This is a genomic window from Agromyces flavus, assembly GCF_900104685.1.
GTDB classification, from domain to species: Bacteria; Actinomycetota; Actinomycetes; order Actinomycetales; family Microbacteriaceae; genus Agromyces; species Agromyces flavus.
On the sequence record NZ_LT629755.1, the window covers coordinates 353,013 to 369,952 of the forward strand.

Here is a 16,940-nt window from a genome sequence, read left to right on the forward strand (position 1 = left end):
CGTCAGGCGGGCGCGACCGCGTCCCAGTCGACGGTGAGCTCGCCCAGACGCCAGCGGTTCACGGTGCCCCGCACCGGCCACCCCTCGTCGCGGAGCGTGCGCGTGACCGAGATCCAGCGCTGGGACGGGCCGTACACCGACAGCGGCGCGTGCACCCGCCACGCCTGGTCGAGCGCCGACAGCAGGCGGTGCACGCGCTCGCCGCGCACGTTGCGGTGGATCAGCGCCTTCGGCAGGCGTTCGGCCACGATCGACGGGGCGTCCAGGTCGGTCAGGCGCAGGCTGATCGTGAACGTGCGCGGTGCGCCATCCACGAGGCCGACCCAGGACGCGACGCGACCGAGCTCGTCGCACGTGCCCTCGACGAGCAGCCCCCCGGGCGCGAGGCGATCCGACATGCGTGCCCACGCCGCCGGCACCTCGGCCTCGTCGTACTGGCGCAGCACGTTGAACGCGCGGATGACCGCGGGGGAGCGGCCGCCGGGCACGGGCACCTCGAATCCGCCGAGCCCGAACGCGACCGGCAGGTCGGCCGGGAACGGCGTGCGTCCGGCACGGACCTCGGCCAGTTGCGCCTCGGCGGTGCGTACGCGGCCGGGCTCGATCTCGAGCCCGAGCACGCGCACGTCGGGTCGCGCGCGACGCAGCCGCTCGGCGAGCTCGAACGCGGTGACACCGCTCGCGCCGTAGCCGAGGTCGACCACGAGCGGGTCGGCGGCCCGGCGGAACTGGGGCTGGTCGGCGATCCAGCGGTCGACGCGGCGCAGGCGGTTGGTGTTCGTGGTGCCTCGCGTGACCGATCCGACCGGCATGCACCCAAGTCTCGCAGGCGTCACGCGGCGACCGAGCCGACGGGCGAGCGGATGGCGCGCCGCTAGGCTTGGCGGCATGGTCTACACCCTCGTGCTGCTGCGCCACGGCCAGAGCGACTGGAACCAGAAGAACCTGTTCACCGGCTGGGTCGACGTGCGGCTCAGCGATCTCGGCCGCTCCGAGGCGAAGCGCGCCGGCGAGCTGCTCGTCGAGAAGGGCGTGCTGCCCGAGGTGCTGCACACGTCGGTGCTCACCCGCGCCATCCAGACCGCCGACATCGCGCTCGAGGAGGCCGACCGGCTCTGGATCGACGTGCGCCGCTCGTGGCGACTGAACGAGCGCCACTACGGTGCGCTGCAGGGACTCGACAAGGCCGAGACGCTCGAGAAGTACGGCCAGGAGCAGTTCATGCTGTGGCGTCGCTCGTTCGACACCCCGCCGCCGCCCCTCGACGACGACAGCGAGTGGTCGCAGGTCGGCGACCCGCGCTACGCCGACCTCTCCGACGGCGAGATGCCGCGCACCGAGTGCCTGAAGGATGTCATCGCTCGCATGCTGCCGTACTGGGAGTCCGACATCATCCCCGACCTGAAGGATGGCAAGACCGTGCTCGTCACCGCGCACGGCAACTCGCTGCGCGCGCTCGTGAAGCACCTCGACGGCATCAGCGACGACGACATCGCCGAGCTCAACATCCCCACCGGCATCCCGCTCGTCTACGAGCTCGGCGACGACTTCATGCCCACCAAGCCGGGCGAGTACCTCGACCCCGAGGCGGCGGCGGCGGGTGCGGCCGCGGTCGCGGCGCAGGGTAAGAAGTAGCGCCCCACGACGCGAACGAGGGCCGAGCGGATGTCGCATCCGCTCGGCCCTCGTCATGTCGGTGTTGCGCCGGGTCAGACCGGCTCGGGCACCCAGTCGCCCGTGGCGAGGTACTGCACCTTCTTGGCGATCGAGACCGCGTGGTCGGCGAAGCGCTCGTGGTAGCGGCTGGCGAGCGTGGCGTCGACCGTGTCGACCGCCTCACCCTTCCACGTCTCGCCGAGCACCTTGTCGAAGACCGAGAGGTGGAGCGCGTCGACCTTGTCGTCCTCGTTGCGGATCTCCTCCGCGAGCTCGACGTCCTCGTTGCGCAGGAGCTCGACGAGCTGCTTCGCGATGGCGACGTCGAGCGCGCCCATCTCGGCGAACGTGGGACGCAGCGACTTCGGCACGACCTTGTCGGGGAACCGGTAGCGCGCGAGCTGCGAGATGTGCGTCGCCATGTCGCCCATGCGCTCGAGCGAGGCCGAGATGCGCAGCGCGCTCACGACGATGCGGAGGTCGCGAGCGACCGGCTGCTGCCGGGCGAGGATCGTGATCGCCAGCTCGTCGAGCGCCTGCGTGCGCTGGTCGATGAGGTGGTCGTCGGCGATGACCTCCTCGGCCAGGCTCACGTTCGACTCGTTGAACGCACGGGTGGCCTTGTCGATCGCCTCGGCGACGAGGGCCGCGATCTCGACGAGTCCGTCCTGCACCTCGCGCAGTTCCTGCTGGAACACCTCACGCATGTCTCTTCCGACCCCTTCGGTCTCAACCCCCGCGTCGGGCACGCGGGAAACCGGCATGAACCGGCTCGCGACATCCTCGCCGTCGAAGGTGAACGGCAGGTGCCCTCCTGCTGAACACTCCCCAACCTACCCCCGTTCGGCGGCCTTCCCGGGCCGGAGGGCCGTTCACCCATGGTTAGGGTGGTGCCATGGACACCACCTGGTCGGTGCTGGCCGCGCTGACCTTCGGCATCCTGCTCGGAGCCGGATTCACGGTCGTGCTGCACATGGCCGAGCGCCGAGGGCAGAGCGCCGCTCGCGTCGTGGCGCCCACCATCCCCGACGGCGTCGACCAGGTGCTCGACGTCCTCGAGTCGGCCGGCGTCGTGCTCGACCCGTCCAACAACGTGTTGCGGGCCTCGCCCGGCGCCCTCGTGCTGGGGCTCGTGCGGAACCAGATGCTCGTGCATCCCGAGCTCGTCGAGCTCGTGGCATCCGTGCGCCGCACCGGCGAGCCGATCGCCACCGAGCTCGACGTGGCGCGCGGGCCGTTCAGCGATGCCACGATGCGGCTCGCGGTGCGCGTCGCCCGCCTGGGCACCCGGTTCGTGCTGCTGCTCGCCGACGACCGCACCGAGGCCCACCGCCTCGACGAGGTCCGTCGCGACTTCATCGCCAACATCAGCCACGAGCTGAAGACGCCGATCGCATCGGTGAGCCTGCTCGCCGAGGCGCTCGACCACGCCGCCGACGAGCCCGAGCAGGTGCGGCGCTTCGCCCATCGGCTCTCGGCCGAATCCAAGCGGCTCGGGCACATCACGGGCGAGGTCATCGAGCTCTCGCGACTGCAGGCCCGCGATGCCCTCCGCCCCGACGTGCTGCTGGACGTCGACCGCATCGTCGCCGCCGCCGTCGACCAGAACCGCGTCGTCGCGGCCGCGAAGGGCGTCGAGGTCCGGGTCCGCGCCAAATCGCGCGCCGAAGTGTACGGCGACGAGGCGCTGCTGGTCGTCGCGGTGCACAACCTCGTCGCGAACGCGATCGCGTACTCGAGCGAGGGCGGCCGCGTCGGCGTGGGCGTCCGCGTCGACGGCGACGCCGTCGAGATCTCGGTGGCCGACCAGGGCATCGGCATCGCGACCGAGGACCTCGACCGCGTCTTCGAGCGGTTCTACCGCGTCGACCAGGCCCGTTCTCGCAACACGGGCGGCTCGGGCCTCGGCCTCAGCATCGTCAAGCACACCGTCCAGAACCACGGCGGCGACGTCCGCGTGTGGTCGCGCCCGGGCAAGGGGTCGACCTTCACCATCCGGCTCCCGCTCGCCGAGCGGCCCGTGCCCGTGGTCGACGCGACCGCGCCGGCCGATGAGGTCGACGCGGGCGCGTCCGTGCCGTCCGCCCCGGCGCCGGTCCGCGCCGAGCCCCCCGCCCGAATCGCCGCGGCCCTGCCGTCGGCGCCCGCCCGAGGAGACACCGAGTGACCCGCATCCTGCTCGTCGAGGACGAGATCGCCCTGAGCGATCCGCTGAGCTTCCTGCTCGAACGCGAGGGGTACGAGGTCGAGGTCGCCGCAGACGGCCCGGCCGCGATCGCGGCGTTCGAGCGGGACGGCGCCGACCTCGTGCTCCTCGACCTCATGCTCCCCGGGCTGCCCGGCACCGAGGTGTGCCGCGAGCTCCGGCTGCGATCGTCGGTGCCCATCATCATGGTGACCGCCAAGGACTCCGAGGTCGACATCGTGGTCGGGCTCGAGCTCGGCGCCGACGACTACGTGACGAAGCCCTACTCGACGCGAGAGCTGCTCGCACGGATCCGGGCGGTGCTGCGCCGGCGGATCGAGCCCGACGAACTCGACGACGGCATCATCGCGGGCGGACGCGTCCGCATGGACGTCGACCGCCACACCGTCGAGGTCGACGGCCGCCCGGTGGCCATGCCGCTCAAGGAATTCGAACTCCTCGAGCTGCTCATGCGCAACGCCGGCCGCGTGCTCACGCGCGGGCAGCTCATCGACCGCGTGTGGGGCAGCGACTACTTCGGCGACACCAAGACGCTCGACGTGCACATCAAGCGCATCCGCTCGAAGATCGAGGTCACGCCGTCCGAGCCCGTGCAGCTCGTCACGGTGCGCGGCCTCGGCTACCGCTTCGAGGCGTAGCGTCCGACGCGCGCCGCACAGACGACGAGAGCGGATGGTGCGACTCGCGTCGCGCCATCCGCTCTCGTGCGGCACGGGGCGGGGTGAGCGCCCGTGCGGCGGGTCAGGGAGCGAGGTCCTCGTACTCGGGGAGTCGCCCGTCGAGCACCGGAACCTGGATCTCCTGGCCCTCCTCACCGCTGTGCTGGGCGTAGATGGCGACGAGTCCGCCGACCTCGGCGCCGAGGTCCTCGATGGTGATCGGGTCTTCGTCTCCGGCGCCGAGCGAGACGACGTCGCCCGCGTCGACGTCGACCTCGAAGCGCTCGCCGCTGTCGACGACCTCGAACTCGACGGTCGCGTCGTCTTCGCCGGTGTTGACGACCGCCACGACGAGGTTGCCCTGCTCGCCGTCGTCGCTGACGACGAGCATGTTGCGCAGCTCGATGGTGCCGAGGTCGGCCGAGACCCCGTCGCTCGCGTCGTACTTCTCGGTGGTCGCCTGGTAGGTGATCATGGCGCAGCCGCTTCCGCCGATCGCGATGCCGAGAGCCAGAGCAGCCGATGCCGCGAGACGCGCCTTCACAGGACCTCCAATGACGTGTGCGCGCAGGCGCATGCAGCCCGCGCGCGTGGGTTCGGGTCGAGTGTAGCCTACGGCTAGAGGCCCGCCCGGGCGCGGGGGCGGAACCCTAGCAGGAACTCGGTGTGATATCCTGAAAGTTGCCGAAAGGACACCGATTCATGCTTTTTGAGGTTGGCGAGACCGTCGTTTACCCCCACCACGGCGCCGCAACGATCGTCGAAGTCAAGAAACGCATCATCAAGGGCGAAGAGAAGCTCTACCTCAAGCTGAACGTCACGCAGGGCGACCTCGTCATCGAGGTGCCCGCAGAGAACGTCGACCTCGTCGGCGTCCGCGACGTCATCGGCAAGGAGGGCCTCGACAAGGTCTTCGAGGTGCTGCGCGCGCCGTTCACCGAGGAGCCGACAAACTGGTCGCGTCGCTACAAGGCGAACCTCGAGAAGCTCGCGTCAGGCGATGTGATCAAGGTCTCCGAGGTCGTGCGCGACCTGTGGCGCCGCGACCAGGACCGCGGCCTGTCGGCCGGCGAGAAGCGCATGCTCGCCAAGGCGCGTCAGATCCTCATCTCCGAGCTCGCGCTCGCTGAGAAGACCGACGAGGAGCAGGCGTCGACCGTCCTCGACGAGGTGCTCGCCTCGTAGCCACGGCGATCGAGTTGCGCCGACGGCGCGCGCCGAGCCGCGCGCTACGCTCGAAGCGTGAGCGCCTCCACCGTCGCCGTCATCGTCGTCGCCGCCGGCAGCGGCACCCGCCTCGGCCACTCCGATCCGAAGGCGTTCGTGCCGCTCGGCGGCGACACCATCCTCGGTGTCGCGTTGGATGCCGTCTTCGGCATGCGCGAGGCGCCGCTCGTCGTGGTGGTCGCGCCCGACGAACGGGTCGGCGAGGTGCGTGCACGGTACGCGGCGCGGGCCGATGCGGCATCCGCGATCCTCGACGTGGTGCCCGGCGGGCTCACCCGCCAGCAGTCGGTCGCGAACGGCCTCGCGGTCCTGCCGCACGTCGTCGAGACCGTACTCGTGCACGACGCGGCCCGGCCGCTCACGCCGTCGGCGGTGTTCGACGAGGTCGCGGCGGCCGTCCGGGCGCGGGGTCACGGCATCGTGCCCGGACTGCAGGTGGTCGACACGATCAAGCGCGTCGACGCCGAGGGCCACGTGCTCGCGACCGTCGACCGGTCCGAGCTCGCGGCGATGCAGACTCCGCAGGGCTTCCCGCGCGAGGCGCTCGAGATCGCCTACGCCCAGGCGACGCGCGAGCACACCGACGACGCCGCGCTGTTCGCCGCGATCGGGGTGGCCGTCGACGTCGTCCCGGGGGACGCGCGCGCCTTCAAGATCACCGTGCCCGCTGACCTGCACCGGGCCGAGCAGCTCGTGGCCGATCGGCGGCGAGCGGATGGCGCGACGCGCCCCGCACTCGAGCGCGCGCCGTCCGCGGCATCCAATGCCGGGCCCCGCGTCGGAACGGGCATCGACGTGCACGCCTTCGCCGACGACGACGAGACCCCGCTCTGGCTCGCCGGACTGCACTGGCGGGAGGAGCGCGGACTCTCCGGCCACAGCGACGGCGACGCGGCCGCGCACGCGATCTGCGATGCGCTCCTCTCCGCCGCCGGACTCGGCGACATCGGGGGCATGTTCGGCACCGACGACCCGGGGCTCGCGGGCGCGCACGGCGAGGTGTTCCTCGCCGAGACGGTGCGCCGCCTGGCCGACGCCGGATGGCGCGTCGGCAACGTCTCGGTGCAGGTCGTCGGCAACCGGCCCAAGCTCGCGCCGCGACGCGCCGAAGCCGAGGCGGTGCTCTCGCGCGTCGTCGGCGCGCCCGTCAGCGTCGCCGCGACCACGACCGACGGCCTGGGCTTCACGGGTCGCGGTGAGGGCGTCGCGGCGATCGCGACCGCCACGATCCTGCCAGCCGGCGGCGTCGCGGTCTGACGCCTGACGGCCTCGGTCGAACGTCGCGTGCGGCACCGGCGACGCGGCATCCGTCATCGCCCGGCCCGCCGCGCGCCCCGCCGGTAGAGTTGCGGGGTGACCGTGCGACTCTACGACTCGAAGGCCCAGGCCCTGCGTGACTTCGTGCCCCTCGAGGAGGGGCACGTGGGCATGTACGTGTGCGGTCCCACCGTGCAGTCGGCTCCGCACATCGGGCACCTGCGCAGCGCGCTGGTCTACGACATCATGCGCCGCTGGTTCGCCGCGCGCGGCTACCGCGTCACGTTCATCCGCAACGTCACCGACATCGACGACAAGATCCTGAACGCCGCCGCCGAAGAGGGCATCGGCGAGCAGTGGTGGTCGCTCGCGTACCGATACGAGCTCGAGTTCACGGAGGCCTACAACGCGCTCGGCATCCTCCCGCCCACCTACGAGCCCCGGGCCACCGCGAGCGTGACGCAGATGCAGCAGATCATCCAGCGGCTCATCGAGCTCGGGCACGCGTACCCGGCGCCCGACGGCTCGGGCGACGTCTACTTCGACACCTCGAGCTGGCCGGTGTACGGCGAGCTCACGCGTCAGTCTCGCGACAAGATGGAAGCCGCGGCCGACTCCGACCCGCGCGGCAAGCGCGACCCGCGCGACTTCGCGCTGTGGAAGGGGCACAAGCCCAGCGAGCCCGTGTCGGCCGGATGGGAGTCGCCGTGGGGGGCCGGCCGGCCCGGATGGCACATCGAGTGCTCCGCGATGGCGGCCCGCTACCTCGGCCCCGAGTTCGACCTGCACGGCGGCGGGCTCGACCTGCGCTTCCCGCACCACGAGAACGAGCTCGCACAGTCGACCGCGGCCGGGCAGGCGTTCGCGCGGTACTGGGTGCACAACGGGCTCGTGAACGTCGGCGGGCAGAAGATGTCGAAGTCGCTCGGCAACTCGGTCTACGCGTACGAGCTGACGGCGCTCGCCTCGCCGCTCGCGGTGCGCTACCTGCTCGGCAAGGCGCACTACCGCTCGACGCTCGACTACTCGCCCGACTCGCTCGCCGAGGCCGAGGCGGCGGTCGACCGCATCCGCACGTTCCTCACCCGCGTCGAGCGTCGGCTCGCGGGCACGCGGTACGCCGACACCGGAACGGATGGCACGTGGCCCGAGGCGTTCGCCGAGGCCATGGACGACGACCTCAACGTGCCGCAGGCGCTCGCGGTCCTGCACGAAGCCGTGAGCGCGGGCAACCAGGCGCTCGACGGCGAAGACCTCGGGGCAGCGGCCGACCTGCGCCGCCAGGTGCTCGCCATGGTGCGCGTGCTCGGCATCGACCCGAGCGACCCGCACTGGACGGCCGACGCCGGCCCCGCGGCATCCGCCCTCGACGGCCTCGTCATGCGACTCATCGCCGACCGTCGTGCCGCGCGCGACGCCAAGGACTGGGACGCCGCCGATCGCATCCGCGCCGAGCTCGCGGACGCCGGCATCACCATCGAAGACAGCCAGACCGGAACGCATTGGAGCCTCACCTCATGAAGGGCAGCAGCGGAAAGCCTCGCGCGGGAGCCGTGCGCAAGAAGGGCAAGGGCCAGAAGGTCGGTACGGGCGGGCACAGCCGCAAGGCGCTCGAGGGCAAGGGCCCCACGCCCAAGGCCGAGGACCGGCCGTACCACCAGGCGTACAAGCGCAAGGCGGCCGCCGAGCGGGCGGCCGCGAAGTCGGGTGGTCGCGCGCCGGCGCGTCCAGGTGCACCGCGGGGCGCGTCGGGTGCGTCGCGCCGGGCGAAGTCCGGCGACGAGTCCGAGATCGTGACGGGTCGCAACGCCGTCGTCGAGGCGCTGCGCACGCGCATCCCGGCGACGACCCTCTACATCGCGGCGCGCATCGAGATGGACGATCGCGTGAAGGAAGCCGTCAAGATCGCGACCGACCGCGGAATCCCCATCCTCGAGGTCATGCGCCCCGAGCTCGACCGGCTCGCGGGCGAGGGCGGCGTGCACCAGGGCCTCGCGCTCAAGGTGCCGCCGTACGAGTACGCCCACCCCGAGGACCTGCTCGACGAGGTGCTCGCCGACGACCTCACGCCGCTGTTCGTCGCGCTCGACGGCATCACCGACCCACGCAACCTCGGTGCGATCATCCGCTCGACCGCCGCGTTCGGCGGGCAGGGCGTGATCGTTCCGCAGCGCCGCTCGGTCGGCGTCACCGCCGCCGCCTGGAAGACGTCGGCCGGTGCCGCCGCGCGCGTGCCCGTCGCGATGGCGCCGAACCTCACGCAGACCCTCAAGGCGCTCAAGCAGCGCGGCGTCTTCGTGCTCGGCCTCGACGCGGGCGGGGACGTCGAGCTTCCCGGCCTCGACTTCGCCGACCGCCCCATCGTGGTCGTCGTCGGCTCCGAGGGCAAGGGGCTCTCGCGCCTGGTGACCGAGACGTGCGATGCGATCGTGTCGATCCCGATCTCGGGGGCGACCGAGTCCCTGAACGCCGGCATCGCGGCATCCGTCACGCTCTACGAGATCGCGAAGCTCCGCGCCGAGTAGCCGCGCGCGACTCAGACCTTCAGGCGCCAGTCGCCCTCGTCGTCGGGGTCGTGCACGGGGATCGCGCTGGTGTCGGGCGCGATCGAGGGCAGCGCGGTCGTGATCGCCTCGGTTGGCGGGCCGATCACGGTGGCCTCGTCGCGGCGGTGGCGGAGCACGTCGTTGACGTAGGCCGTCAGGGCCTCGGCGAGCGGGATGTCGCGCCCCTGCTGCTGCGCCATGTACCAGCGGTGCTCGAGCAGCTCGTGGAAGATCTCGGCGGGCTCGAGCTTGCCCCGCAGCTCGGGCGGGACGGCGCGGACGACGGGCTCGAACACGCGCATGAGCCACTCGTGCGCGACCATCTCCTCGTCTTGCGCCTGCTTGTTGTACGCGGCGCGGTACGAGTCGAGGTCGTTGAGGAGCCGCCGCGCCTGGTTCTCGCCGGTGTCCAGCCCGGTCAGCCGAAGGAGCCGTCGCTGGTGGTGCCCGGCGTCGACGACCTTCGGCTGGATGCGCAGGGTCGTGCCGGTCTCGTCGGTGCGGATCGCCAGTTCCTCGATGTCGAACCCGAGGTCGTTCAGGCGGTTGACGCGCTCGTTGATGCGCCACCGCTCGGCCACGCCGAACGACTCGCTGCCCGTGAGCTCCTTCCAGAGGTTGCGGTAGGCGTCGACGATGCCGTCGGAGATCCGCACGGGGTCGAGCTCGTCGGCCACGCGGCCGCCGGCCTCGAGGTCGAGCAGCTCGCCCGCGATGTTCACGCGCGCGATCTCGAGGTCGTTCTCGCGCTGCCCGTTGGAGAGACCGCCCTCGTAGAGCTTGCCGGTCTCGGCATCGACGAGGTAGGCGGCGAACGCGCCCGCATCGCGGCGGAACAGCGTGTTCGACAGCGACACGTCGCCCCAGAAGAACCCGATGATGTGCAGGCGGACGAGCAGCACCGCCAGTGCGTCGACGAGGCGCGTGGCGGTGTCGGGCCGCAGTGTCTGCGAGAACAGCGCGCGGTACGGCAGCGAGAAGCGGAGATGCCGGGTGACGAGGACGGGCGCGAGCTCGGCGCCGTCGGCGTCGGTGCGGTTGGTGATGACCGCGACGGGTTCGACGCAGGGGATCTCGAGGCGCTGGAGCGTGCGGAGCATGTCGTACTCGCCCCGGGCCATCTCGGCCGTGGTCTCCTTGATCGCCACGACGTGCCCGCTCAGGTGCGCGAACCGCACGAGGTGGCGCGAGATGCCCTTCGGCAGCGCCGCGATGTGCTCGCTCGGCCACGCCTCGAGGGGCACGTCCCACGGGAGGTCGAGCAGGGCCGGATCGGTCATCGCCGACGTGATGGAGAGTGTGCCGCTCATCAGGCCCAGCGTACCGGGGAACGACGATGCCGGCCGGGCCGAAGCCCGACCGGCATCGCGATCGAATGGACCGACGTCAGCTGACGACCGGCGCCTCGAGGAGGCGCGCGCCCGACTCGGCGTCGAACACGTGCACGTGCTTCGGCGTCGGCAGGAGGTACACGGTGTCGCCCGCGAACGGGTGCACGCGGCCGTCGACGCGCGCGACGATGTCGGTGCGCTTGCCCTCGATGGTCGAGTGACCGTAGAGGTAGCCGTCGGCGCCGAGCTCCTCGACGAGGTCGACGACGACCTCGAGGCCCTCGCCCTGCGTGCTCGAGACCTGGATGTCCTCAGGCCGCACGCCGACCGTCACGACGCCGCTCGAGGCGGACGCGATCGCGTCGCGGTCGACGTCGACGGTCGCAGTGCCGAACTTGATGCCGCCCTCGACCACGTCGGCGTGGAACAGGTTCATCGCCGGCGAGCCGATGAAGCCCGCGACGAAGACGTTGTTCGGCCGCTCGTATAGCTCGCGCGGCGTGCCCACCTGCTGGAGGACGCCGTCCTTGAGCACCGCGATGCGGTCGCCCATGGTGAGCGCCTCGGTCTGGTCGTGCGTGACGTAGACCGTGGTGACGCCGAGGCGGCGCTGCAGCGACGCGATCTGGGTGCGGGTCTGGACGCGGAGCTTGGCGTCGAGGTTCGACAGCGGCTCGTCCATGAGGAACACCTGGGGCTGGCGCACGATCGCGCGGCCCATGGCGACGCGCTGGCGCTGGCCGCCCGAGAGGGCCTTCGGCTTGCGGTTGAGGTACGGCTCGAGGTCGAGCAGCTTCGCGGCCTCGAGCACGCGTGCGGCGCGCTCGTCCTTGCCGACGCCGGCGATCTTGAGCGCGAAGCCCATGTTCTCGGCGACCGTCATGTGCGGGTACAGCGCGTAGTTCTGGAACACCATCGCGATGTCGCGGTCCTTCGGCGGCACGTCGGTGACGTTGCGCTCGCCGATGAAGATGTTGCCCTCGTTGACCTCTTCGAGGCCCGCCAGCATGCGGAGCGAGGTGGACTTGCCGCAGCCCGAGGGGCCGACCAGGACGAGGAACTCCCCGTCTGCGATCTCGAGGTCGAGCTTGTCGACGGCGGGACGGGTGCCACCGGGATACAGGCGGGTGGCCTTGTCGAACGTGACTGACGCCATGGTTCTGTTCTCCTTCACCGGCAGGTACGTGCCGGACGATCCGTAGTGAATGGAAACGCCGACATCGGTGTCGACGCTCCCTCAGTATGTCATGCGCGCCTGTGCTCCGATGAATCGCGACGACCGGCGGCGGCGGGCGGCCCGCGCGGCGCCGAGGTGACGTCCAGCGGCCGTCGGGGCGCCGTTTGGGCGTTTCCCAGCGATCGCTCCTACACTCGACCGGTGCGCGTGCCCGCGTGCGCGCGCCCCACAGCGACCCGGAGTTGACCATCGATGAGCACTGGCGGACCGACCCAGCCACGCCCCACCCGTAACGAGCGTCGCGAGGCGGCCCGTGAGAAGGCCCGCCTCCTGCGCGAGGAGCAGAAGAAGCGCGATCGGCGCAACCGCCTGCTCATCCAGGGCGGCGTCGTGGTGGCGATCCTCGCGGTGGCTGGCCTCGTGATCGGCCTCGTGCTGCAGAGCACCAAGCCGGCCGGCCCCGGTCCCGCGAACATGGCCAGCGACGGCATCCTCCTCGTCGGAGGCGAGAACGGGATCGAGGCGGTCGCGACCCCGGCCATCGCCGACGGCGAGGACCCGACGCCGACCGAGCCCGACGAGAGCGGCACGGTCGCCAACATCGTCACCTACATCGACTACCTGTGCCCCTACTGCGGCCAGTTCGAGACGACCAACAACGAGACCATGCGCACCATGGTCGAGTCGGGCGCGGCGACGCTCGAGGTGCACCCGATCGCGATCCTCACGAACAAGTCGGCGGGCACGCAGTACTCGCTCCGAGCGGCCAACGCCGCCGCGTGCGTCGCCGAGTACTCGCCCGAGGCGTTCTTCGACTTCAACGGGCTCATGTTCGAGAACCAGCCCGAGGAGCTCTCGGCCGGTCTCTCCAACGACGAGATCAAGGACATCGCCGCCGAGGCCGGCGCGTCGTCGTCGGTGAACGCGTGCATCGACGAGACCCGGTTCAAGGGCTGGGTCCAGGCCGCCACGCAGCGCGCGCTCGAGGGCCCGATTCCGAACTCCGAGCTCGACGCCGTGACCGGCACCCCGACCGTGCTCGTCAACGGCAAGCAGTACGTCGGTTCCCTCGAGGACACCGCGGAGTTCCAGGCGTTCGTCCTGCAGGCGGCCGGAGAGAGCTACTCGGAGTCCAACGGCACCCCGACGCCCACCCCCACGCCGACGCCGGCGGCGGGCTGAGCGCTCCTCCGCATCGATGGCCCGGCTCCGGCCGGGCCATCGTCGTCCCCGGCGGCGGATCGGTAGGATGTTCGGGAATCACCTGCCGGCTTGGCGCAATTGGTAGCGCACCGCTCTTGTAAAGCGGTGGTTACGGGTTCGAGTCCCGTAGCCGGCTCCATGTCGAGCACGCCAGCACCCGGTCCGACGGATGTCGCGACCCCGGCCATCTCGTCCACCGACGTCCCCGCCGAGCCGCACCGGCACGCGCACGTCGAGGTGTCGCGCCTGCCGATGTGGGTCGCGGTCGCCCTCACCGTCGTCTCCGGTGCGCTGACGGCCGTCCAGTCGCGGATCAACGGCGAACTGGCGCGACGTCTCGACGACTTCGCGGTCGCGGCGGTGATCTCGTTCGGCTCGGGCCTGCTGATCCTCCTCGTGGTCGTCGCCGCCTGGCCGGCGGGTCGACGCGGAGTCGGTCGCGTCCGCGAGGCCCTCGCCGACCGTCGGCTCGCGTGGTGGATGCTGCTCGGCGGGCTCGCCGGTGCCTGGTTCGTCGCGACGCAGGGCATCGCGGCGGCGGTGCTGGGCGTCGCCCTGTTCACGGTCGCGATCGTCGCGGGGCAGACACTCGGCGGCGTCGTGGTCGACGTGATCGGCATCGGCCCGGGCGGGCGGCGGCCGCTCACGCTCCCGCGGGCGGCCGCGGCGATCCTCGCGCTCGCGGCGGTCGGCTGGGCCGTGTCGGCCCAGGTCGAGACGGCGGTGCCCGTCCTGCTCCTGCTGCTGCCGTTCTCCGCGGGCTTCGCGGTGTCGTGGCAGCAGGCGATGAACGGGCGCGTGCGGGTTGCGGCATCCAGCGCCCTCGCCGCGACGCTCGTGAACTTCGCGGTCGGTACGACCGCGCTCGTCGTCGTCCTCGCGGTGCACGCGACCTCTGTCGGCTGGCCCGACTCGATGCCGACCGAGCCCTGGCTGTACGCGGGCGGCGCAGTCGGGTGCGTGTTCATCGCGATGCAGGCCGGCCTCGTGCGACGCGTGGGCGTGCTCGTGCTCGGCGTCGTGGCCGGCCAGCTGTCGGCCGCGCTCGCGCTCGACCTGCTGCTGCCGACCTCCGACCATGCCGTGGGCATCGCCACCGTGGGCGGCACCGTGCTCGCGCTGGCGGCCGTCGCGCTCTCAGGGATTCGCCGCCGGGCGCGCCATGCGTCGCCCGAGGCCGTCAGGCCAGTTCGCTGAGCCGGCCCTCGGCGACCGGCGCCCGGCGTCGCTCGGGCCGGCCCGACTCGGGCTTGCCCCCGACGTAGAGCCAGCCCATGAGCCGCTCGCCGTCGGCGAGGCCGTGCGCGCGGGCGACCGACGGATGCCGCGTGTGCGGGCCGGTCCGCCACATGACGCCCCAGCCCGCCTCGTCGAGCAGGAGGGTCAGCAGGTGACCGACGCCCGCGGCGCAGGCCTCCTGCTCCCACTCGGGAACCTTGGGGTGGGGACGCACGACGGCGACGAGCGCCAGGAGGACGGGCGCTCGGAGCGGCTTCGCCGCGAGCTTGGCGGCCTCATCGCCCTCGAGGCCGGCGGCCTGCACGAGCGCATCGCCCAGACGGCTCCGCGCCTCGTCGCGCAGGGCGATCACGCGCCAGGGGACCAACCCGCCGTGGTCGGAGACCCGCCCCGCCGCCTCGAGGAGCTCGGCGAGCTCGGCGTCGGAGGGCGCGACGTCGGTGACCTTCGGCCAGGACCGCCGTGCCAGCGCCGCCGTTCGGACCGCGCCCACGCTCAGGACTCGGGCGTGAAGTCGAGGGCGATCGAGTTCATGCAGTAGCGGTCGCCCGTGGGAGTGCCGAATCCGTCGGGGAACACGTGCCCCAGGTGCGAGCCGCAGTTCGCGCACCGCACCTCGGTGCGCACCATGCCGAGCGAGGTGTCCTCGATGAGCTCGACGGCCTCGGGCCGGACGGACTCGTAGAAGCTCGGCCAACCGCATCCCGAGTCGAACTTGGTCCCGCTCTTGAACAGCTCGGCGCCGCACGCGGCGCACGCGTACACGCCCGCGCGTTCCTCGTCGAGGAGCTCGCCCGTCCACGGGCGCTCGGTTGCGGCCTCGCGCAGCACGGCGTACCGATCGCCGCCGAGCTGCTCGCGCCACTCGTCGTCGGACTTGCTCACCTGGTATGCCATTGCGACCTGCTCCTCGTGCACGTGGGACTTCCATCGTCGCGCATCCGCGACCCGGGTGGTGCAACGCCTGTCCCGGCGGCCGTGTTCCCCGGGCGCGCGTCGACGCGTGGCGTGCGGCGGGTTCGCGGCGTGCGGTCCCTAGGATGGCGTCACGTGCGAGGAGCGGACGGAGGCGGGATGGACGCGGAACGCCGACCGGACGACGCCGACCGCGAGGGCGGGAGCCGACCGGAACGGGTCGCGGCGACCGGCGGGCTCGACGCCCGCCAGCGCGACATCCTCGCCTTCGAGGGCCGGTCGTGGCGCGACCCGGCACGCAAGGCCGATGCGATCCGCGAGGAGCTCGGCATGTCGGCGGCCCGGTACTATCGGCTGCTCGGCGCGTTGGTCGACTCCCCGGACGCGCTGCGGCACGACCCCATGCTCGTCAAGCGGCTGCAACGGCAGCGCGAGGCGCGCGCGGACGCCCGCGCACGTCGTACGATTCCCCACGGCCATCCGCTCGCCTGAGCCCGGCCCCGACCCCGACTGGACCCATGGCGCAGAAGTTCCCCCGCGATCGATTCGACTCGATTCCCCACGGCATCGAGCGGGTCGGGGCCCACCGTGCGCCCGCTCGGCGCGGGGCGCGCTGGATCGCGTTCGGCTGGGCGGCGCTCGCGACCGTGGTGCTCGCGGGCGCCGGCATCGCGGCCGTCGCGGTCTTCAACGACCGCCTGAACTTCGACGACGTGCCGGCTCCGTCCGCTTCGGCGACGCCCGTCGCCACGGTGCCGCCGACCATCGCGCCCGACATCCCGGTCACCGTGCTCAACGGCACGACCACCTCGGGTCTCGCCGCGCAGGCGAGCGAGACCCTCACCGCCGGTGGCGTGACGGTCGGCGTCGCCTCGAACGCCGACTCGTCCGACCTCCAGGAGACGGTCGTCTACTACGCCGGCCCCGACCTCGAGGGCGCGGCGCGGGGGGTCGCCCAGCTGCTGCCCGAGGCCGACGTGCGGCTCAACGAGGACTTCGCCTCCGAGGGCCTGCAGATCGTCGTCGTCCTCGGCGCGGACTACGCGGAGCAGGTCGCCGGCTGACCGGTGATCGAATCGTTGCCATTCTGCGACCATTCGTGACGCCGAGGCTCTTGTGCGCGGCTCGTGGGCTGTGACTATCTGGAATCGGTCGCTCGAACCCGTGTGAAGCACCCGGCGCCGCACCAGGCGCCACGTCAGCACGTCGGACGGCCCGGTACAGGCGGAAGGCACGTGCTGACTCGGATACACGGCTACATGGGAGCAACGCATGGCGAACGGAACCGTCAAGTGGTTCAACGCTGAAAAGGGATACGGGTTCATCACCGTCGACGGCGGAGGTCAGGACGTGTTCGTCCATTACTCCGCCATCGACATGGCGGGATACAAGGTCCTCGAGGAAGGCCAGCAGGTGACCTTCGAGGTCGGCTCCGGCTCCAAGGGCCCGCAGGCCGAGGCCGTGCGCCCCGCCTGAGCCTCGACTCCGGAAGCGCCGCCGTGGGAACGGCGGCGCTTCCGCATG

Annotated in this window: 19 protein-coding genes and 1 tRNA gene; 13 read left to right on the plus strand and 7 right to left on the minus strand. The window is 71.7% G+C overall.

The genetic code is table 11. The features are described from left to right. Positions 1 to 2: 2 nt before the first annotated feature. Positions 3 to 812 (minus strand): class I SAM-dependent methyltransferase, encoded by an 810-nt coding sequence (locus tag BLT99_RS01730; protein WP_092668752.1) that lies wholly within the window; start codon positions 810 to 812, stop codon positions 3 to 5. A gap of 76 nt (positions 813 to 888) precedes the next feature. On the opposite strand from BLT99_RS01730, the gene BLT99_RS01735 reads away from it, so the two are divergent. Then, positions 889 to 1,635 carry a phosphoglyceromutase gene (locus BLT99_RS01735; protein ID WP_092668754.1) on the plus strand — a complete coding sequence of 249 codons (747 nt, stop codon included), beginning with the start codon at positions 889 to 891 and terminating at the stop codon, positions 1,633 to 1,635. A gap of 74 nt (positions 1,636 to 1,709) precedes the next feature. Here the strand turns inward: BLT99_RS01735 and phoU are convergent, their stop codons facing one another. After that, positions 1,710 to 2,363 (minus strand): phosphate signaling complex protein PhoU, encoded by a 654-nt coding sequence (gene phoU, locus BLT99_RS01740; protein WP_092668756.1) that lies wholly within the window; start codon positions 2,361 to 2,363, stop codon positions 1,710 to 1,712. Between the two features lie 188 nt (positions 2,364 to 2,551). Here phoU and BLT99_RS01745 point away from each other — a divergent pair, with 188 nt between their 5' ends. Together BLT99_RS01745 and BLT99_RS01750 are read left to right on the plus strand one after the other, a co-directional pair. Beyond that, positions 2,552 to 3,823: a sensor histidine kinase gene (locus BLT99_RS01745; protein WP_092668758.1), complete on the plus strand. Its 1,272-nt coding sequence runs from the start codon at positions 2,552 to 2,554 to the stop codon at positions 3,821 to 3,823. Further along, entirely contained in the window at positions 3,820 to 4,500 is a 681-nt protein-coding gene (locus BLT99_RS01750; protein WP_092668760.1) for a response regulator transcription factor, read from the plus strand. The genes BLT99_RS01745 and BLT99_RS01750 overlap by 4 nt, the downstream gene beginning before the upstream one ends. A 103-nt stretch (positions 4,501 to 4,603) precedes the next feature. Here BLT99_RS01750 and BLT99_RS01755 read toward each other — a convergent pair whose 3' ends face one another. Continuing rightward, positions 4,604 to 5,065 (minus strand): hypothetical protein, encoded by a 462-nt coding sequence (locus tag BLT99_RS01755; RefSeq protein ID WP_092668762.1) that lies wholly within the window; start codon positions 5,063 to 5,065, stop codon positions 4,604 to 4,606. Positions 5,066 to 5,223: 158 nt separating this feature from the next. Here BLT99_RS01755 and BLT99_RS01760 point away from each other — a divergent pair, with 158 nt between their 5' ends. The 4 genes from BLT99_RS01760 (at position 5,224) to rlmB (ending at position 9,530) form a co-directional block, all read left to right on the plus strand. Beyond that, positions 5,224 to 5,706 (plus strand): CarD family transcriptional regulator, encoded by a 483-nt coding sequence (locus BLT99_RS01760; protein WP_067948714.1) that lies wholly within the window; start codon positions 5,224 to 5,226, stop codon positions 5,704 to 5,706. Positions 5,707 to 5,763: 57 nt separating this feature from the next. Beyond that, entirely contained in the window at positions 5,764 to 7,005 is a 1,242-nt protein-coding gene (ispD, locus tag BLT99_RS01765; RefSeq protein ID WP_092668764.1) for a 2-C-methyl-D-erythritol 4-phosphate cytidylyltransferase, read from the plus strand. 96 nt (positions 7,006 to 7,101) lie between these two features. Next, on the plus strand, positions 7,102 to 8,526 hold the full coding sequence (gene cysS / locus BLT99_RS01770; protein WP_092668766.1) for a cysteine--tRNA ligase: 1,425 nt from the start codon (positions 7,102 to 7,104) through the stop codon (positions 8,524 to 8,526). After that, on the plus strand, positions 8,523 to 9,530 hold the full coding sequence (rlmB, locus tag BLT99_RS01775; protein ID WP_092668768.1) for a 23S rRNA (guanosine(2251)-2'-O)-methyltransferase RlmB: 1,008 nt from the start codon (positions 8,523 to 8,525) through the stop codon (positions 9,528 to 9,530). The genes cysS and rlmB overlap by 4 nt, the downstream gene beginning before the upstream one ends. 11 nt (positions 9,531 to 9,541) lie before the next feature. Here rlmB and BLT99_RS01780 read toward each other — a convergent pair whose 3' ends face one another. Together BLT99_RS01780 and BLT99_RS01785 are read right to left on the minus strand one after the other, a co-directional pair. Continuing rightward, positions 9,542 to 10,861, minus strand: coding sequence for a DUF4032 domain-containing protein (locus BLT99_RS01780; RefSeq protein ID WP_092668770.1), 1,320 nt, complete (start codon positions 10,859 to 10,861; stop codon positions 9,542 to 9,544). A gap of 76 nt (positions 10,862 to 10,937) precedes the next feature. Then, positions 10,938 to 12,038 carry an ABC transporter ATP-binding protein gene (locus tag BLT99_RS01785; protein WP_092668772.1) on the minus strand — a complete coding sequence of 367 codons (1,101 nt, stop codon included), beginning with the start codon at positions 12,036 to 12,038 and terminating at the stop codon, positions 10,938 to 10,940. Positions 12,039 to 12,311: 273 nt separating this feature from the next. On the opposite strand from BLT99_RS01785, the gene BLT99_RS01790 reads away from it, so the two are divergent. The 3 genes from BLT99_RS01790 (at position 12,312) to BLT99_RS01800 (ending at position 14,459) form a co-directional block, all read left to right on the plus strand. After that, a complete protein-coding gene (locus BLT99_RS01790) occupies positions 12,312 to 13,241 on the plus strand; it encodes a DsbA family protein (RefSeq protein ID WP_092668774.1) in 930 nt (309 codons plus the stop codon). Positions 13,242 to 13,325: 84 nt separating this feature from the next. After that, positions 13,326 to 13,401 (plus strand) — tRNA-Thr (locus BLT99_RS01795). Next, the gene (locus tag BLT99_RS01800) at positions 13,401 to 14,459 is read left to right on the plus strand and encodes a DMT family transporter (RefSeq protein ID WP_092668776.1); all 1,059 of its coding nucleotides are present in this window, start codon (positions 13,401 to 13,403) and stop codon (positions 14,457 to 14,459) included. Before BLT99_RS01795 ends, BLT99_RS01800 begins: the two co-directional genes overlap by 1 nt. On the opposite strand, the gene BLT99_RS01805 is transcribed toward BLT99_RS01800, so the two are convergent. Next, positions 14,443 to 14,994: a nitroreductase family protein gene (locus BLT99_RS01805; protein ID WP_197675519.1), complete on the minus strand. Its 552-nt coding sequence runs from the start codon at positions 14,992 to 14,994 to the stop codon at positions 14,443 to 14,445. The two genes, BLT99_RS01800 and BLT99_RS01805, sit on opposite strands and share 17 nt — an antisense overlap. A 2-nt stretch (positions 14,995 to 14,996) precedes the next feature. Next, entirely contained in the window at positions 14,997 to 15,398 is a 402-nt protein-coding gene (gene msrB, locus BLT99_RS01810; RefSeq protein WP_092675442.1) for a peptide-methionine (R)-S-oxide reductase MsrB, read from the minus strand. Between the two features lie 177 nt (positions 15,399 to 15,575). On the opposite strand from msrB, the gene BLT99_RS01815 reads away from it, so the two are divergent. The 3 genes from BLT99_RS01815 (at position 15,576) to BLT99_RS01825 (ending at position 16,892) form a co-directional block, all read left to right on the plus strand. Further along, positions 15,576 to 15,908 (plus strand): DUF3263 domain-containing protein, encoded by a 333-nt coding sequence (locus BLT99_RS01815; protein WP_092668778.1) that lies wholly within the window; start codon positions 15,576 to 15,578, stop codon positions 15,906 to 15,908. 26 nt (positions 15,909 to 15,934) lie between these two features. Next, the gene (locus BLT99_RS01820) at positions 15,935 to 16,480 is read left to right on the plus strand and encodes a LytR C-terminal domain-containing protein (protein WP_092668780.1); all 546 of its coding nucleotides are present in this window, start codon (positions 15,935 to 15,937) and stop codon (positions 16,478 to 16,480) included. Positions 16,481 to 16,688: 208 nt separating this feature from the next. Further along, positions 16,689 to 16,892 (plus strand): cold-shock protein, encoded by a 204-nt coding sequence (locus BLT99_RS01825; protein WP_067948690.1) that lies wholly within the window; start codon positions 16,689 to 16,691, stop codon positions 16,890 to 16,892. Positions 16,893 to 16,940: the final 48 nt, after the last annotated feature.

Bases quoted from the DNA above. Each gene is read 5' to 3' on its own strand.
- BLT99_RS01730 (WP_092668752.1), bottom strand. From the start codon at position 812: ATGCCGGTCGGATCGGTCACGCGAGGCACCACGAACACCAACCGCCTG.
- BLT99_RS01735 (WP_092668754.1), top strand. From the start codon at position 889: ATGGTCTACACCCTCGTGCTGCTGCGCCACGGCCAGAGCGACTGGAAC.
- phoU (WP_092668756.1), bottom strand. From the start codon at position 2,363: ATGCGTGAGGTGTTCCAGCAGGAACTGCGCGAGGTGCAGGACGGACTC.
- BLT99_RS01745 (WP_092668758.1), top strand. From the start codon at position 2,552: ATGGACACCACCTGGTCGGTGCTGGCCGCGCTGACCTTCGGCATCCTG.
- BLT99_RS01760 (WP_067948714.1), top strand. From the start codon at position 5,224: ATGCTTTTTGAGGTTGGCGAGACCGTCGTTTACCCCCACCACGGCGCC.
- rlmB (WP_092668768.1), top strand. From the start codon at position 8,523: ATGAAGGGCAGCAGCGGAAAGCCTCGCGCGGGAGCCGTGCGCAAGAAG.
- BLT99_RS01780 (WP_092668770.1), bottom strand. From the start codon at position 10,861: ATGAGCGGCACACTCTCCATCACGTCGGCGATGACCGATCCGGCCCTG.
- BLT99_RS01785 (WP_092668772.1), bottom strand. From the start codon at position 12,038: ATGGCGTCAGTCACGTTCGACAAGGCCACCCGCCTGTATCCCGGTGGC.
- BLT99_RS01790 (WP_092668774.1), top strand. From the start codon at position 12,312: ATGAGCACTGGCGGACCGACCCAGCCACGCCCCACCCGTAACGAGCGT.
- BLT99_RS01800 (WP_092668776.1), top strand. From the start codon at position 13,401: ATGTCGAGCACGCCAGCACCCGGTCCGACGGATGTCGCGACCCCGGCC.
- msrB (WP_092675442.1), bottom strand. From the start codon at position 15,398: ATGGCATACCAGGTGAGCAAGTCCGACGACGAGTGGCGCGAGCAGCTC.
- BLT99_RS01815 (WP_092668778.1), top strand. From the start codon at position 15,576: ATGGACGCGGAACGCCGACCGGACGACGCCGACCGCGAGGGCGGGAGC.
- BLT99_RS01820 (WP_092668780.1), top strand. From the start codon at position 15,935: ATGGCGCAGAAGTTCCCCCGCGATCGATTCGACTCGATTCCCCACGGC.
- BLT99_RS01825 (WP_067948690.1), top strand. From the start codon at position 16,689: ATGGCGAACGGAACCGTCAAGTGGTTCAACGCTGAAAAGGGATACGGG.